This window comes from Halalkalicoccus paucihalophilus (assembly GCF_001593955.1).
Taxonomy (GTDB): Archaea; Halobacteriota; Halobacteria; order Halobacteriales; family Halalkalicoccaceae; genus Halalkalicoccus; species Halalkalicoccus paucihalophilus.
In genome coordinates this window covers 1-15,071 of sequence record NZ_LTAZ01000005.1, presented here as the reverse complement: position 1 = coordinate 15,071, position 15,071 = coordinate 1, and the positions used below count along the sequence as shown (strand labels likewise).

The following is a 15,071-nucleotide window of genomic DNA, read 5'->3' as shown; positions in this document are numbered from 1 at the left end:
CTCTGCCGGGAGTTACCGGGCGTAGAGCTTCCCGCCAAGCAGTTTCGGCAGCGTCGCCCGATCGTCGGGCGTGACCGCGACGTACGGTCTGGAAACGGGCCCGAAGACGTCGACGACCCGGCCGACTTCCGAGAGGTCCTCATCGATCACGACGGTGCCGATCTCCGGCGTACTCCCCTCGGGACACCGGACGATCGCCAATCCCTGTGCCGTCCTGACGACCTCGCCGACGCGTTTCATTGGCTCATTCCCGCAGGGCCGTTACGTAGGCGGCGAGCGCCTGCACGAGGTCGTTCTTCGAGGCGTCGTCGGCGTCCTTGATCAGGACCCGCCCACGCGGCTCGTACTCGCGGGGATAGGTCCGATCGCGCTCGATGACGGCGTCGTAGCCCACCTGCCCGGCGGCGGCGGCGATCTCGTCGACCGTCGGTTCGGGAACCGCGAGGTCCCGTGGGACCCGGCGTCCCTTCGAACGGGACACCTCCGCGTCGAGATAGGCGGGCCAGATCACGTTTTCGACCATACCACCTCTCGCTTCCCGGGAGGTAAAACGCCTTGCGACCTATCGCCGCCGGAAGAAGAGGAGGCCGGCGGCGACGATGGCAGCCAGCGCGGCGACGATACCGAAGCCGGGTTGGTCTTCGCCGGCGTCGGTGGCATCGGCCGGCTGGTCGTCACCCTCGTCTTCCTGTGCTGGTGCGTCGCCCTGAGCGGCCGCGTACGCGTCGGGGTGGAACGTCTCGGCGAGGTTCTGGATCGCGTAGATCACCTGTGGGCCGGGCTGGTTCAGTCGGTCGGCGTCGACCTGTACGATCTGGCCTTCCTGTCCGGCGGTCGTGCTCTCGATCACCTGCTCGCTCACGGGCGGCTCCTCGAAGGTGTCGGGGTAGACGATCCAGTCGGGGTCCTCCGCGATCACGACCTCCTCGTTGATCTGGCCGTAGAACTCGACGCCCGCGCTCGAACCGAGGTTCTCGCCGCCCGCCGTCCGGATCACGTCCTCGATGAAGGTACCCTGCCCGGCGGTAAAGCCGTCACCCATCGCGTACAGCACGGTGGGCGAGTCCTCGCCCTCGACGGCCGTCTCGGTCGTCGCGAGTTCCTCGTTCATCCAGTCGACGGTCTCGGCCGCGCCCGCACACTCGCCGGTGAGCCGACCGACCGTCTCGGTGTTCTCGGTTACGTCCTCGATCGAGGTGGCGCTCCCGACCTGATAGACGGTCAGACCGGCTTCTCGGAGCTGTTGGACCTGTTCTTCCTCGGCGACGGCCGAGGCCAACACCAGATCGGGTTCGAGGTCGATCACGCGCTCGGTGCTGACGGTGATCCCGTCGTCGGCGGTGATGTCCGCCGGCTCGTCGTGGCCCTCCAGATAGTCGGTGTACTGTCCGACCGGCATCCCGACGACCTTCTCCCGGGCACCGATCTCCCAGAGGATCTGGGCGTCGCTTGGCTGCATCGCGACGATCCGCTCCGGTTCCTCCTCGACGGTGATCTCCTTGCCCGTCGCGTCCGTGACGCTGACCGGGAACTCACACGCGGGCTGTGCGGCCGCGACGCCGCCGTGCGTGCCGACTGCACCCATCCCCAACGTTGACGTGAGCACCAACAGCGCCACGGCGACGGAAAACACGTTTCGCATGCGACCGACTGCGCACTTATTCAATAAGTATTTACCTAAAGCAAATCCAGTTGCTATCGTGAATCGGCGTCTCGAAACGGGGGTGTGGTCCGTGGGGCTCTGTTGTCTCCTCGTCTGTGTGGTCCTCCTCAGCGCGGCGCTCGGTCCCGTTCGGGTCGATCCCGTCGTGGTGGCGAAGGTACTGCTGAACGCGGTGGCGCTCCCGGTCGGGATCAGCCCGGCGATTTCTACAGGGGTTGGCCCGTTCTCGATCCCGCTCCCCCGAATCGAGTGGGTAGCAGTCTTCGACTTTCGGGTGCCGGAAACCCACGAGACGATCGTCATGCGGATCCGCCTGCCCAGAGTGATCCTCGCGGCGACGGTCGGGTTCGCGCTCGCCGCGGCCGGCACCGTGATGCAGGGCTTTTTCAGGAACCCGATGGCCGACCCCTCGATCATCGGCGTTTCCTCGGGGGCCGCACTCGGCGCGGTCGCCTCGATCGTGCTTCCCCTGTCGGTCGGGCTTCGCCCGATGGCCTTCGTTTGTGCGATCGTCACCGCCTTCGCGGTCTACCTGATCGCGAGCGAGGGCGGGCGAACTCCGGTCGCGACCCTTCTCTTAGCCGGCGTCGCCATCCAGACCTTTCTGGGCGCGATGATCTCGTATCTCCAGTTGAGCGCCGGCGAGAGTTTAGAGCAGGTCGTCTACTGGCTGATGGGTCACCTCCACGCGAGTACGTGGACGGACGTGCGACTCTCGTTGCCGGTGGTGATCCCCATCTTCGCCCTGCTCGTGTTCTACGCGAGCGACCTCAACGTTCTCTTACTCGGCGAGGAGGACGCCCAGAGTTTAGGGATCGAGGTCGAACGAACCAAACGCCTGCTGCTCGCGGCCGCGAGCGTCATCACCGCCGCCGGGGTCGCGGTCTCGGGTGTGATCGGCTTCGTCGGGCTGATCGTCCCCCACATGATGCGACTTCTCGTCGGCCCCGATCACCGGATCCTGCTGCCGACCTCGGCGCTCGCGGGTGCGATGTTTCTGGTCGCGACCGACACCGTGGCGCGAGCGGGGCCCGCCGAGGTACCGGTCGGTATTGTGACTGCTGCCCTCGGTGCCCCCTTTTTCCTCTACCTGCTTCGCACGCGGGAGGTGCACGCGCTGTGATCGACATCCGAGACGTGGACGTTCGACTGGGCGGCATGGCCGTCCTCGACGCGGTGAGCGCCCACGTCGACGAGGGGCGGTTCGTCGGGCTGGTCGGTCCGAACGGCGCCGGGAAATCCACCCTGTTGCGTACCGTCGGCGCGGTGTTGAAACCCGACGCCGGAACCGTGCTGCTCGACGGCGAGTCGGTTCGTGATCTGTCCTCGCGTGCGGCGAGCAGGCGGGTCGCGACCGTCCCCCAGGACACGAGCCTCTCCTTTGACTTCGACGTTCGCGAGGTGGTCGCGATGGGTAGAACCCCCTATCGGTCCCGATTCCGATCGAACGCGGACGAAGCGGGCGAGGAAGCCGTCGAGCGGGCGCTCTCCCGTACCGAAACGGAGGTGTTCGCGGATCGATCGATCGGTGCCGTAAGCGGCGGCGAGCGCCAGCGAGTCGTCCTCGCGCGGGCGCTCGCACAGGACACCCCCATACTGCTGCTCGACGAACCGACCGCGAGCCTCGACATCAACCACCAGATCCGGACGCTCGAACTCGTGGCCGACCTCGTCGACGAGGGAAAGACCGTGATCGCGGCGATCCACGACCTGAACCTCGCGGCCCATTACTGTGACGACCTCCTCTTGCTCTCGGGGGGCCGAATTCTCGACAGCGGCGCTCCAGAACGTGTGCTCACCGAGTCGAACCTCGGAAGGGCGTTCGACACCCGGGCGGTCGTCAGCCGCCACCCCGTGACGGGGGCGGTCTACGTCACCGCCCTTCCCGAACGCGGCGGCGACCGCGAGGGGCGGGTCCACGTCATCGGTGGGGGTGGGACCGTTTCCCGAGTCCTCTACGTGCTCTCGGCAGCGGGATACGAGGTGTCGGTCGGCGCGCTCGGGACCGGCGATTCGGACCTCGAAACCGCTCGGCTGCTCGGCCTCGATACCGTCACCGTCGAACCGTTCGCGCCGATCGACGCCGAAACGCGACAGCGAATCACGGAACGGGTCCTCGCGGCCGACGTAACCGTAGCGGGGGATATCGAAGTCGGCTCGGGCAACCTCGCGAACCTCGAGTGTGCCGCCGAAAGCGACGCGCTGGTCGTCGTCGAGGACCGCCCCTTCGAGGAGCGAAACTACGCGGGCGGGGACGCGGCGGCCGTCTATCGCTCGCTTCGTGAGCAGGGAGCCGTCGTCGCCGGGAGTGCGGTATTGAGCGCCGTGGCTCGGGCGATTGATTCCAACCCGTAATCGAGGGGGTCCACTGGTGGGCGATCAGGGACTCGAAAGCGACCGCCAGACCTCGTCCAGTGTGTTCGTCACGTCACCGCGGTCGTCGACCGTCACCTCATAGTCCCCGTTCTCGAAGTCCACGACGACCCGGTCGACAGCACGTCGGTAGACGCTCACCCGGCGACGGTCATCGGAAAGAACCCGCCCTTCGAGTTCGAGGAGGTTTGCCTCCTCTAACTCCTCGATCCGTCGATAGCAGGTCGCGATCGGGATGTCGAGTTCGTCGCTGAGCGCCTGTGCGGAGCGGGCCTCATCTGTGGCGCCGAGGATCGCCGCGTTGTACTCGTTGCCGAGGACGAGGAGGACCGATTCGGGGGACATTTATTGAATATTATGAGAAATAGAATAATAATAAAGATGGCGACTGATCAGGGAACCGCTGTTCGGCGAACGGCTATATGACCGATCCGTGTTGATGATTCTCTACTTCGGGTCACGGACTACGATAGGAGATATCGTATCACGCGATTAGTACCCCTCAAAATCCCCACGTGTTCACAGTGGTTCGATGTTTCTCGGCCGTCTCACTACTGTTAGTTCGGGTAGAGAGAATATCGGTGGTACGGTCATCATATTTGATGACTAAAAAGATAATTTTATAAATATAAATAATACGATATGTTATACGGTTCGCCAGCGTGGCAGAACCACCAACACAACAATGTTCGAAACACAGACAGAAGACAGGGGTCAGGTCGGTATCGGCACCCTCATCGTGTTCATCGCGATGGTCCTCGTTGCAGCCATTGCAGCGGGCGTGCTGATCAACACGGCCGGCTTCCTCCAGACGCAAGCAGAGGATACGGGTATCGAGAGCACCCAACAGGTCTCGGACAACTTGCAGGTGCTCAGCGAAGTCGGTTCGGTCAACAACGATCAGGTCGAAAAGACCTCGCTGACCGTCCAGCGAGCGCCCGGTGCGGGCGATATCGACCTCACTGAACTAGACATCCAGTATCTCGGCCCCAGTGGTGCCGAGAACATCGGTGCCGCCGAGACGTACACTGTCGAGATTACATCCGGTAGCACTGCCGGTACGGAGGTCACCGTCGATCCGATCGGTGTCACCGCTACAACGGACGAGAATGGCGTGGCGACCTTCGAGCTGTCCAACGGTGAATATGTGGCCACTAGTACGGACGGTGATGTCGATGTTACTGTGGCAGACAGTTCGACAACTGCTACTGTGGCTACTGATGGTGCGACCATTACCGACACCGCCGGACCGGATGGCGATACCGGCTACACGATCAGCGCCATCTCCTCCGAGAGCGGCGGCGATAACGTCATGACCGACAACAGCGACCGCTATCGGATCACGCTTGACCACACCGCGTTGGGTGGTAACAAGTTCAACATCGCTGCACTCGGTGCCGGCGACGACGTCGAGCTGACGATCACGACGGCATCGGGCGCACAGCACACCGTGACGGTTCAGGTCCCCGACTCGCTCACGAGTGCCGGGAACGTCGTCGCGCTGTAATCGGGTATCGCTCACTAACCAACCTGTCGACCGGTCGGCGGTGCGATGCGGTGTCGGCTTTCAGTACACGGAACACACACTCAAATGGGCTTCAGCGTCAGCGGATCCACGGTGGTCATCCTCATCGGCTGTCTGATAGCGTTCAGTGCGGCTTTCACGGTCGCGACCGACAGCTTCGACCGGATCACGACCGCACAGGACGAGCGCGCTGATCACCTGCTCGATCAACAGAACACGGCCATCGAGATCAACGACGTCCAACGGGACAACGAGACGGTCACCGTCACCGTCACGAACACCGATTCGACCACGTTGGCGATCGACCGCACGGATCTACTCGTCGACGGCGAGTACAGAAACGAAACCCCGACGATACGAACCGGGACGAACGACGAGTTACGGGAGGGGACGAACCTCTGGATCCCGGGCGACCGACTCGAATACGAAATCGAATCGAACGGAGACAGAGTGAAAATAATCACCCAAAACGGCGTCGTCGGATCGGCCACGCTCACGGAGGAATCATAGATGGGATCGGTCTCGATCTCCCATCTTATCATCTTCGTCGCGAGCCTGCTCGTCGCGGCGAGCGTCGCCGGGACGCTGATCACGGGCGTCGAACAGGTGAGTAGCTCCGTCGACAAACAGAGCCAGGAGCTGACCCGGCAAGTCGACACCGATCTCGTCGTGATCAGCGATCCGGCGAGCGGGGCGATCTACAACGACAGTGGGAACGACACCACGATCACGCTGCTCGTGAAAAACACTGGCCGAAACACGCTCGCCACCGACGGCTCGGATCTGGACGTGTTACTCGACGGGAACTACCAGACCGAGACGGAGACCGCCGTCGTCTCGGGGGGGGGACGCGCTGGTCCCCGGGAGCGGTCGCGGAGGTGACCGTTACCCTCGACAATGAACTCGGTGCCGGCGACCACAGGGTGACAGTTATCGCCCACGGCACCCGAGCGACGTTCGACTTCTACCACGAACCTTCCGGCCAATAGGTATTTATTTCTTCCTGACAATAGTCCCCGCATGCCGGGGGAACAACCGGATCCACAGGACGAGGGTGTCCTATCGCCGTCGGATCTCGACATCACGAACAGCGAGTACGCCGCAGAGATCGAGTCGGGACGCTACGTCGTCTCGACGGACGCTAGCCCGCCCGAGACGCAGTCACGCCGTTCGGCGGGGACCGACAACGATCCCTCACCTGATCCGACAGCGGCGAGTTACGACATCGATATCGAGGCGCGTATCGACGGCCACGTCTCGAACTACCGGATCCAGTCAAACGACGTCGTCGTGGTCTTCTCGGACCTCCTTCGGTGGTATGCGACACGGGTCGACGACGACCTCGATCCGGCTCGGGTCCTCTAGATCCTCGTCGCCGAATCGGATCTCGCGATCGGCCCACGCCCGACCGTCGAAACCGTGCTCGATCGGTACGACCTCTCTCCGGCGGATTCGATTGCCGAGCTCCTCGATAGTCTCGACTCTCCCCAATCTCAGAACTAATATTGTAGCCGAAACATTAAATAGTAACTACATATTTTTAATGGTATGATCGTTGAAACGGTAGGTATGACACTCGGTGTTCAGTCGGGGCGGTCGGAATGAGCTTGTTCGATCGTCTGCGAGGCGACACCGAACCGAGTCGAGAGGCGACCAGCCAGCCACCGACGGCGGAAGCACAACCGAGGACCCGTTCGATGAGGGGTTCGGCGAAACGGGCAACGGGCGCGGTAGCGAAGAGGAGTTGGGCGAACTCTCGATGGCCGGTGATGACGACGAATACGCTACGGAGGAGCTCGAACAGCGGGTCGATGACGTCGAGACGGAACTCGAGAGCATCACCTCGACGGTCAACACGATCCGAAGCGAGAACGAGGAGATCGAAGAGAACGTCCGCAAGCTGTTGAACGTCTACGAGATGGTGACTCGCGGGGTCAATCCGTTCACCGACGACGAGGACGGGGCGGGTGGCGGCGCCTCCAACGGCTCGCTCGGGCTGTTCGACGGTGACGAAACTACGGACGAGGCCGCCGCGTTCGACGACGATCCCGAAGAGTCCGGAGACGACGCGGGATCGACCGATTTCGACGACCTCAAAGCCGAGTACGAATCCGAGGAAGTAACCGCCGAGGAGTCGGATTCCTCGGTGGACGGCTCCGCCATCGTCCCGGTCGAAGGACCGCGGGCGGCCGAAAGCGACCAGCGGCACACGGAGCGGACGCTGAGTGAGGTTCCCGACGCCGAGAAGCCCTATCTCCGAGGGCCGGCGGACGGCTACGTCGCTGATCTCCTCATTCTCGAGTGGCTCGAGTATCTCGTCGAGACGGGCGGAATCGAACAGGCCGAGACGGCGATCGAGTACTACGAATCGATCAGGTGGATCGACGAGGACGCGGGCGACCAGCTCCGGGCGTTCATCGCCGGATTCGAAGCGGACGAGGGGGACCAACAGGGGCTTTCGGTCGCGGATCACACCCAGAGTCTCCGGTATATCTGCCAACTGGCGAGCAGCACGGCGGCACCCGTCGTCCTCGAGGGATGGACCGACGGCTCGCGGCGGGCAGAACAATGAGTACACACACGAACCTCCTCTCGCTCGGGTTGGACGATCACGACCGTCTCAACACGGAGCTCGGTGGCGGCCTTCCGCGGGGCAGTATCGTCCTCATAGAGGGCGATTACGGTGCCGGAAAGAGCGCGCTCTCCCAGCGTTTCAGCTACGGGCTCTGTGAGACCGATCGGACCGTTACACTCCTCTCGACCGAACTCACCGTCGGCGGGTTCGTCGAACAGATGCACTCGCTTTCGTACGACATGGTCTCGCACCTGCTCGACGAGCGGCTGTTGTTCTTACACGCCGACTTCGATACCGGGCAGACGTTTTCGGGCGGGAATTCCGACGGGAAACGCCGCGAACTGCTCACCCGGCTGATGGAGGCCGAAACCATGTGGGAGCGGGACGTGATCGTCCTCGATACGTTCGACGCGATCCTGAGGAACGACCCCACGTTCGAGGCACTCATCAGACAGAACGACGAACGCCAGGCCGCCCTCGAGATCATTTCGTTCTTCCGGAGCCTGACCTCGCGGGGCAAGACCATCGTCCTCACCGTCGATCCCTCGACGGTCGACGAGGAGGCGATCGGTCCCTTCAGATCGATCGCGGACGTGTTCTTGCAGCTCCAGATGATCGAGGTCGGTAACGACGTGCGCCGACAGATATCGGTCAAACGCTTTGCGGGAATGGGCGAGCAAGTCGGGGACACGATCGGCTACTCCGTGCGCTCGGGCACCGGCATCGTGATCGAGAGCCGTAGCGTCGCCTGAGACGACCGAACAGGGAACCGTCAAACCGTCGAAGGCGCTGCGCGAACTCGTCGCCGACCAGCCCCATCTGCGCGATTACCTGCTGAGAACGAAGCAGGCCAGCGGCGAATTCCCCCTCCTCATCGAGGGGGCCGACGGCGAGTACGAGACACACTACCCGAACGTCCTGTATTCCGTCGGTGGTCCGATCTACTGTCACATCTACGGCGACGTCGGTCAGGAGACGGTCTACCACGTCGTCGAGCCCACGCTTTCGGAGGCGGACCTCGACCTCTACGAGGACATCAAAAGCGAGCTACTGCGAAGAAGCGTCGACCACGCCGCCCCCGAAAACGAAGGCGAATACGGCGACCGGATCGAGGAGTTGCTCGCGGCGACGACGTACACCGACGACGAGCCACCGGATTGGAAGGACGCCATCTCCCGGCGGCTCTCGACGGGGCGCTATCAGGTCACCCCCGAGACCTATGAGACCCTCCGTTATCGACTCACCCGCGACATCGTCGGGCTTGGCCCCCTCGAAGCCGTCCTCCGGGACCCCGCAAACGAGGACATCCACGTCATCGGCCCACACGAGTGTTACGTCGACCACGGGGTCTACGGGATGTTGAAGACGACCGTCGATTTCGGTCGTCCCGAGCAGTTCCAACAGTGGATTCGGAACCTCGGCGAGCGTATCGGCGACCCGGTTAGCGATGCCGATCCGATCGTCGACTCCACCCTGCCCGACGGCTCGCGACTCAACCTCATCTACTCCGACGACGTGAGCATCAAAGGACCGAGTCTCACCATTCGACAGGGCGAGGAGATCCCGCTGTCGGTGGCCCAGATCACCGAGTGGGGAACGCTCTCGCCCGAACTCGCCGCCTACCTGTGGCTCTGTCTCGAGAACGAACAGACCGTCTTCGTCGTCGGCGAGACCGCAAGCGGGAAGACGACGACGCTCAACGCCATCATGTCCTTCATTCCCCGTGATTCGAAGATCTACACCGCCGAAGACACCGCCGAGGTGGTGCCACCGCACGACACGTGGCAACAGCTCCTGACTCGGGAGGGCGGCGGCGACAGCGAGGACGTCGACATGTTCGATCTGGTCGCCGCCGCACTGCGATCGCGGCCGGATTACATCGTCGTCGGCGAGGTCCGTGGCGAGGAGGGACGCATGGCGTTTCAGGCCGCTCAAACCGGTCACCCGGTGATGCTGACCTTCCACGCCAGCGACATCGTCTCGATGGTCCAGCGTTTCACCGGTGATCCGATCAACATCCCGCAGACCTTCATGGACAACGCCGACGTGGCCATCTTCCAGAACCGTGTCAAACAGGGCGATGACGTTCTTCGGCGTGTGACGAGCGTTCAGGAGATCGAGGGCTACTCGAAGGAGATGGACGGCGTCGTCACCCGACAGGTGTTCTACTGGGACCCCGTCGAAGACGAGATCGTCTTTCAGGGGATGAACAACTCCTACGTGCTCGAAGAGCAGATCGCCACCCTACTGGGATACGCCGACACCCGCGAGATCTACACCGATCTGGAGTTCCGCGCCGAGATCCTCGAGCGGATGATCGAGGAGGGGATCACCGGGTATCACGACGTAAACGAGACGATCGCCACGTTCCAGCGCGACGGGGTCGATGGACTCCCCTTCGACATCCACCGGTCGAGGCGCTAATGGCGGCGAGTGACTGGCACGACGGGCTCATCGAGACGCTCTCGACGACGATGAGCGACACCGTCCGATCCTATCGCTACATGGAGATGCCGGTCGCACGCTATCGGTGACCGTCCTGCTCCCCGCCGGAGTCCTGTTCCTCTGTTCGCTTCTGGCAGGGCTGTTCCTCCCGTATCCGTTGTTCGTCCGTCTCCCGATCCCGCTGTTGGGCCTACTCGCACTCGGGGCGGCCCTCGTCTACCCGAAACTGCTCGCGAGCCGGCGAAAGATCGAGATCGAAAATCAGTTCCACCTGCTGATCACCCACATGACGATCCTCTCGACGACCAACATCGACCGGATAGAGGTGTTTCGGATCCTCTCCCGCGAGGACGAATACGGCGAACTCGCCCGCGAGATGGGGCGAATCGTCCAGATCGTCGATATGTGGAACCAGAGCCTCGACGACGCCTGCCGTCGCCGGGCGGCGGTCGTTCCGAGCGACGCGCTTGCGGACTTTCTCGATCGCCTCGCGTACACGCTGGGTGCCGGACAGGCCCTCTCGGATTTCCTCATCTCCGAACAGGACGTGATGATCAGCCAGTACACCACCGTCTACGAGAGCACGCTCGGCAACATCGAGGTGATGAAGGACCTCTACATGTCGATGATCCTCTCGATGACGTTCGCGCTGGTGTTCGCGATCGTCCTCCCGATCCTGACGGGGACGAATCCGACTTATACCGTCGCGGCCGTGCTGATGATGTTCATGTTCGTCCAACTGGGGTTCTACTTCGTCATCCGAACGATGTCGCCCCACGACCCGATCTGGTATCACCCCGAGAAACTCCGCCCGAACGGCGAGGCCCGCATCCTCGTGAGCTTCGTCGCCGGCGGCGCGCTGTCGGTCCTGTTGATCGTCCTCGCCGCGCTCGGTCTGTTCGGCGTCGGCCCGATCGGCCTTCAAACCCTCTTTCTGCGCGATTCGCTTCCCGAGCCGCTGTATCTCGCGCTCCCGCTGACACCGCTGTTGCTCCCTGGACTCGTTCTGCGACACGAAGAGCAGCTGATTACGGGCCGCGACGGGGAATTCCCCAGCTTCATCCGCGCGCTCGGGGCCAGCGAGAGCGCGAAACGCAGCACGACCTCGGACGTGCTCTCGACGCTCCGGACCAAGGACTTCGGGCCGCTCACCGACGAGATCGACGACCTGTACAAACGGCTCAACATGCGACTCGACCCCGCGCTGGCGTGGCGCTACTTCGCGACCGATTCGCGCTCGTATCTCATCCAGAAGTTCAGCGAGATGTACCTCGTCGGCCGGGAGATGGGCGGCAGTCCCCGTCGGCTCGGCGAACTGATCAGCACGAACATGAGCGAGGTCAACCAACTGCGCGAACAGCGCCGGCAGGCGGCGACGACGCTCGTCGGACTGCTCTACGGGATCACCGCCGCCTCCGCATTCGCCTTCTTCATCGGCCTCGAGGTCGTCGCGATCCTCTCGGAAATGGACATCGATATGGCAGCGACCCATCAGCTCGGACTGGGTCAGCTCATCTACACCGAAGTCTACAACATCGCCCTCATTCGTTACCTGCTGCTGGTCGTCATCCTCTTCAACGCGCTACTGTCAGCGATCATGATCCGGACCGTTGACGGCGGCAACAAGGCGAACTCGTTCATTCACTTCATGTTACTGACGTGGCTCGGCTGTATCACCGTCGTCGTGACCACGCGACTCGTCGACCTGTTCTTGAACGTCTGATCGGTGGTTTCACCACCCTCACCAATCGGCCCGAAGTCGGGCGACTGGCCGGAATTTCAGGTGTCGAGTCGCTGGGCGCGTGCCGTGAGAAAGATGCCGACGAGAACGGTCGTTCCTCCGAGAACGGTCGCCGTGCCGGGCACCTCGGCGAGCAAAACGAGTGCGAGCAGCGTTGCGCCGACCGGCTCGCCGAGAAGCGAGACGCTGACGACGCTCGATTCGACGTGTGCGAGCGCCCAGTTGACGACCGTGTGACCGAACACGCCCGGTCCGATCGCCATCGCCGCGAAGAGGGCCCACTCGCGGGCCGGATAACCCGTGAGAGCCCCGCCGCTCGCGAGCGCGATCACGAACAACGTGAGGGTGCAAGCGCCGTAGACGACGGTGACGTAGGGAAGCAGGGCGATCCGTTGACGGAGCGACCGCCCAGCGAGTACGTAGCAGGCGGCCATCACGCCGCCGACGAGGGCGAGCGCGTTGCCGTAGAGGGCGGTGCCCGCGAACGCGGAACCAAAAAGGAGGTCGCTTACGGACATCACCGCTGCGCCGACGAGCGCGAGGACGATCCCTCCGACTGTACGGACGGTAACCCGTTCGTTGAGCAGGAAGAACGCTCCGAGTGCGACGAAGATCGGCTGGGTTTGGACCAGCGTGACGCTCGCGGCGACGCTCGTCCAGTTCAGGCTCTCGAACCACGCCGCGAAGTGGATCGCGAGCGCGACGCCCGTAACGGCCGCGACCGCGCCGTCCCGCACTGAGAGCGCGCGGAAATGGGCACGGTAGCGAAACAGGGCGACCGGAGCGAGCAACAGGAGGGTAAACAGAACGCGGTAGAAGGCGACGACGACGCTTGGGGCCGTACTCCAACGCACGAGGATCGCGCTCGTACTGAGCGCGAGGATCGAGAACGCCAGCGCGAGCGGCGGCGAGACCCGGGACACGGCGGGGAATCGACCGGCGGGCGCTTATACTGCCCGTTGTCCATCTCAATCGGTCGCGCGTTCGAGCGTGGAGCCCCTTCAGTCGGAGACGGGCATTCCGTCGACGGGACTCCGACAGCATCGGTGAAATCATCCGGATAGACTAGAGTTATTCAATTCGATTACATCTAGTGCCATATGGCAGACGTAGCGATCGTCGGCGGCGGACCGGCGGGACTGAGCGCGGCGCTGTTCACCGCGAAAAACGGGCTGAGTACCATCGTATTCGACGCCGACGGGACGTGGATGCACAAAGCCCACCTGTTCAACTACCTCGGGATCGGCTCGGTCGACGGCAGCGCGTTTATGGCGACCGCACGCCAGCAGGTCGACGACTTCGGGGCGGACAGGAAGCAGGGCGAGGAAGTCACCGGCGTCGAGACCTCGAACGACGGGTTCTCGATCGCCACCGACGACGGCGAGTACGAGGCCGACTACCTAATCCTCGCGACCGGGGCGAATCGGGACCTCGCCGAGGACCTCGACTGTGCGTTCACCGACGAGGGCGTCGTCGACGTGGACGTGAGCATGGAAACGAGCGTCGAGGACGCGTACGCGACCGGTGCGATGGGGCGAACCGAGGAGTGGCAGGCAGTCATCTCGGCGGGCGACGGCGCAGCCGCCGCGCTCGATATCCTCTCGAAGGAGAAGGGCGAACACTACCACGACTTCGATGTCCCAGCCGACGCCGAGGAGACCTTCGGCGCGATGGTCGACGACGGCGAATAAAGCGCTCAGACGCCCGGGATTCCGACCGCGGACGCCGCGACGAGTCCGGCCGTTGCGAGCGCGTAGAGGACGGCCCCGGCGACGAGCCACGCGACGAGGCCGATCAGGGCCGCCGTCCCCCAACCGCCCGAGTGACGCAGGTTGATCACACCGATCCACGCGAGCAGCGCCAGTAGTGCGCCGACGAGCGGGAGCCATCCGAGGAAGAAACTCACGACTCCCCACGCGAGTGCGCCCAACAATGCGGTGAGGGCCGCGCCCCCGAACCCGATGGCTTCGTTAGTAGCGAGGCTGACGCCGACGTAGATCCCTAGACTCCCGACCAGCAAACTGATCAGGAACACGATCACGGTATCGAGCAGCATGACAGCTATCTAATGTGAATCGGCATAAACACGGTGCCTGCTATTTCAGCCAGACCCCAGCGTCACGCGCTCGTGGTCGGTTTCACACGGTGGGCCGTCGGCAAACCGGTACTCGACGCCATCCGCGTCCGTTCGAAGCAGCGACGACGAGCGCGTGCCGTATTCGTCCGCATGCACGCAAAAGCCGTACTCGTGATCCCGAAGCGTGGCGGCCGCCCGCTCGTGCCACTCGTCCGCACTCTCACCGGGTTCCGGTTGGAGCACCTCGCGTGCCCGGCGGGCGCTTTCTGCCTGTTGCTCGCCGAATGCCGCCCGTTCGGTGGGGATCTCGAAATCGTCATCCGCGCCGACGTTGACGACGACGTGAACGCCGGGATCGAGGTTCCGCACGCGAAGGGAGCCGTTCCACTCCAACAGGATCGCGGCGTTTCCGTCGATCAACGCGAGGTTGAACCCGTCGTACTCGGATTTCCTCACTGAGCGCTCGACGAACCGGGCGGCGTCCTCGGCCGACTCGCGTTCGAGGGCGTCGCCGACGAGCAGGCCACGCGAGCGCTCGGCGGCCAGTTCGCTGTCGAGCCAGCGGTTCGTGATCACCGCCGTCACACCGAACTCGTTGTAGCCGATCCACGTGCCCCCGGCCTCCTCGTCCCACGGGGCGACGATTCGGGGGTTCTCGCTGTAGATTCCGGG

General features: G+C 63.5%; 17 protein-coding genes and 1 pseudogene. 11 read left to right on the top strand and 7 right to left on the bottom strand.

Annotation, left to right across the window (positions count from 1 at the left end; genetic code table 11):
• Nucleotides 1–12: 12 nt before the first annotated feature.
• From HAPAU_RS09505 to HAPAU_RS09495, 3 genes are read right to left on the bottom strand one after another with little or no spacing between them, the layout of a single operon-like run.
• On the bottom strand, nt 13–240 hold the full coding sequence (locus tag HAPAU_RS09505) for an H/ACA ribonucleoprotein complex subunit GAR1 (protein WP_066382025.1): 228 nt from the start codon (nt 238–240) through the stop codon (nt 13–15).
• A 4-nt stretch (nt 241–244) separates the two neighbouring features.
• Nucleotides 245–523, bottom strand: coding sequence for a signal recognition particle subunit SRP19 (srp19, locus tag HAPAU_RS09500; RefSeq protein WP_066382023.1), 279 nt, complete (start codon nt 521–523; stop codon nt 245–247).
• A 39-nt stretch (nt 524–562) separates the two neighbouring features.
• Nucleotides 563–1,642: a PGF-CTERM-anchored ABC transporter substrate-binding protein gene (locus HAPAU_RS09495; RefSeq protein ID WP_066382021.1), complete on the bottom strand. Its 1,080-nt coding sequence runs from the start codon at nt 1,640–1,642 to the stop codon at nt 563–565.
• 58 nt (nt 1,643–1,700) lie between these two features.
• On the opposite strand from HAPAU_RS09495, the gene btuC reads away from it, so the two are divergent.
• Nucleotides 1,701–2,786, top strand: a complete 1,086-nt coding sequence (gene btuC / locus HAPAU_RS09490) for a vitamin B12 ABC transporter permease BtuC (RefSeq protein WP_066382016.1) — start codon at nt 1,701–1,703, stop codon at nt 2,784–2,786.
• Nucleotides 2,783–4,018, top strand: a complete 1,236-nt coding sequence (locus tag HAPAU_RS09485; RefSeq protein ID WP_066382014.1) for an ATP-binding cassette domain-containing protein — start codon at nt 2,783–2,785, stop codon at nt 4,016–4,018. The genes btuC and HAPAU_RS09485 overlap by 4 nt, the downstream gene beginning before the upstream one ends.
• A 24-nt stretch (nt 4,019–4,042) precedes the next feature.
• Here HAPAU_RS09485 and HAPAU_RS09480 read toward each other — a convergent pair whose 3' ends face one another.
• Nucleotides 4,043–4,381, bottom strand: coding sequence for a helix-turn-helix domain-containing protein (locus HAPAU_RS09480; RefSeq protein ID WP_066382012.1), 339 nt, complete (start codon nt 4,379–4,381; stop codon nt 4,043–4,045).
• A gap of 340 nt (nt 4,382–4,721) precedes the next feature.
• Between HAPAU_RS09480 and HAPAU_RS09475 the strand changes: the two genes are divergently transcribed.
• The 8 genes and pseudogenes from HAPAU_RS09475 (at nt 4,722) to flaJ (ending at nt 12,304) form a co-directional block, all read left to right on the top strand.
• The gene (locus HAPAU_RS09475) at nt 4,722–5,543 is read left to right on the top strand and encodes an archaellin/type IV pilin N-terminal domain-containing protein (RefSeq protein WP_066382010.1); all 822 of its coding nucleotides are present in this window, start codon (nt 4,722–4,724) and stop codon (nt 5,541–5,543) included.
• A gap of 84 nt (nt 5,544–5,627) precedes the next feature.
• On the top strand, nt 5,628–6,071 hold the full coding sequence (locus HAPAU_RS09470) for a fla cluster protein flaF (protein WP_066382005.1): 444 nt from the start codon (nt 5,628–5,630) through the stop codon (nt 6,069–6,071).
• The gene (locus tag HAPAU_RS09465) at nt 6,072–6,443 is read left to right on the top strand and encodes a fla cluster protein flaG (RefSeq protein ID WP_245634068.1); all 372 of its coding nucleotides are present in this window, start codon (nt 6,072–6,074) and stop codon (nt 6,441–6,443) included.
• Between the two features lie 138 nt (nt 6,444–6,581).
• Nucleotides 6,582–6,926, top strand: a complete 345-nt coding sequence (locus HAPAU_RS09460) for a DUF7500 family protein (protein WP_245634067.1) — start codon at nt 6,582–6,584, stop codon at nt 6,924–6,926.
• 214 nt (nt 6,927–7,140) lie between these two features.
• Nucleotides 7,141–8,133, top strand: a complete 993-nt coding sequence (locus HAPAU_RS09455; RefSeq protein ID WP_066382004.1) for a FlaD/FlaE family flagellar protein — start codon at nt 7,141–7,143, stop codon at nt 8,131–8,133.
• On the top strand, nt 8,130–8,888 hold the full coding sequence (locus tag HAPAU_RS09450; protein ID WP_066382003.1) for an ATPase domain-containing protein: 759 nt from the start codon (nt 8,130–8,132) through the stop codon (nt 8,886–8,888). The genes HAPAU_RS09455 and HAPAU_RS09450 overlap by 4 nt, the downstream gene beginning before the upstream one ends.
• A 37-nt stretch (nt 8,889–8,925) precedes the next feature.
• Nucleotides 8,926–10,560: a type II/IV secretion system ATPase subunit gene (locus HAPAU_RS09445; protein ID WP_066382002.1), complete on the top strand. Its 1,635-nt coding sequence runs from the start codon at nt 8,926–8,928 to the stop codon at nt 10,558–10,560.
• Nucleotides 10,560–12,304, top strand: a pseudogene (gene flaJ, locus HAPAU_RS09440) (archaellar assembly protein FlaJ). Before HAPAU_RS09445 ends, flaJ begins: the two are co-directional and overlap by 1 nt.
• Before the next feature lie 56 nt (nt 12,305–12,360).
• On the opposite strand, the gene HAPAU_RS09435 reads toward flaJ, so the two are convergent.
• Nucleotides 12,361–13,245: a DMT family transporter gene (locus tag HAPAU_RS09435; RefSeq protein ID WP_066382000.1), complete on the bottom strand. Its 885-nt coding sequence runs from the start codon at nt 13,243–13,245 to the stop codon at nt 12,361–12,363.
• Between the two features lie 177 nt (nt 13,246–13,422).
• On the opposite strand from HAPAU_RS09435, the gene HAPAU_RS09430 reads away from it, so the two are divergent.
• Nucleotides 13,423–14,013: an NAD(P)/FAD-dependent oxidoreductase gene (locus HAPAU_RS09430; protein ID WP_066381998.1), complete on the top strand. Its 591-nt coding sequence runs from the start codon at nt 13,423–13,425 to the stop codon at nt 14,011–14,013.
• A gap of 5 nt (nt 14,014–14,018) precedes the next feature.
• Here the strand turns inward: HAPAU_RS09430 and HAPAU_RS09425 are convergent, their stop codons facing one another.
• Both HAPAU_RS09425 and HAPAU_RS09420 read right to left on the bottom strand, forming a co-directional pair.
• Nucleotides 14,019–14,378 (bottom strand): hypothetical protein, encoded by a 360-nt coding sequence (locus tag HAPAU_RS09425; protein ID WP_066381996.1) that lies wholly within the window; start codon nt 14,376–14,378, stop codon nt 14,019–14,021.
• A 45-nt stretch (nt 14,379–14,423) separates the two neighbouring features.
• Nucleotides 14,424–15,071 (bottom strand): NRDE family protein (locus HAPAU_RS09420; protein WP_066381993.1); only part of this gene is annotated, 648 nt, incomplete at its 5' end.

What these genes read in the sequence shown, in the direction of transcription:
- HAPAU_RS09505 (WP_066382025.1), bottom strand. Translation starts at nt 240, where the DNA reads ATGAAACGCGTCGGCGAGGTCGTCAGGACGGCACAGGGATTGGCGATC.
- srp19 (WP_066382023.1), bottom strand. Translation starts at nt 523, where the DNA reads ATGGTCGAAAACGTGATCTGGCCCGCCTATCTCGACGCGGAGGTGTCC.
- HAPAU_RS09495 (WP_066382021.1), bottom strand. Translation starts at nt 1,642, where the DNA reads ATGCGAAACGTGTTTTCCGTCGCCGTGGCGCTGTTGGTGCTCACGTCA.
- HAPAU_RS09480 (WP_066382012.1), bottom strand. Translation starts at nt 4,381, where the DNA reads ATGTCCCCCGAATCGGTCCTCCTCGTCCTCGGCAACGAGTACAACGCG.
- HAPAU_RS09475 (WP_066382010.1), top strand. Translation starts at nt 4,722, where the DNA reads ATGTTCGAAACACAGACAGAAGACAGGGGTCAGGTCGGTATCGGCACC.
- HAPAU_RS09470 (WP_066382005.1), top strand. Translation starts at nt 5,628, where the DNA reads ATGGGCTTCAGCGTCAGCGGATCCACGGTGGTCATCCTCATCGGCTGT.
- HAPAU_RS09465 (WP_245634068.1), top strand. Translation starts at nt 6,072, where the DNA reads ATGGGATCGGTCTCGATCTCCCATCTTATCATCTTCGTCGCGAGCCTG.
- HAPAU_RS09460 (WP_245634067.1), top strand. Translation starts at nt 6,582, where the DNA reads ATGCCGGGGGAACAACCGGATCCACAGGACGAGGGTGTCCTATCGCCG.
- HAPAU_RS09450 (WP_066382003.1), top strand. Translation starts at nt 8,130, where the DNA reads ATGAGTACACACACGAACCTCCTCTCGCTCGGGTTGGACGATCACGAC.
- HAPAU_RS09430 (WP_066381998.1), top strand. Translation starts at nt 13,423, where the DNA reads ATGGCAGACGTAGCGATCGTCGGCGGCGGACCGGCGGGACTGAGCGCG.
- HAPAU_RS09425 (WP_066381996.1), bottom strand. Translation starts at nt 14,378, where the DNA reads ATGCTGCTCGATACCGTGATCGTGTTCCTGATCAGTTTGCTGGTCGGG.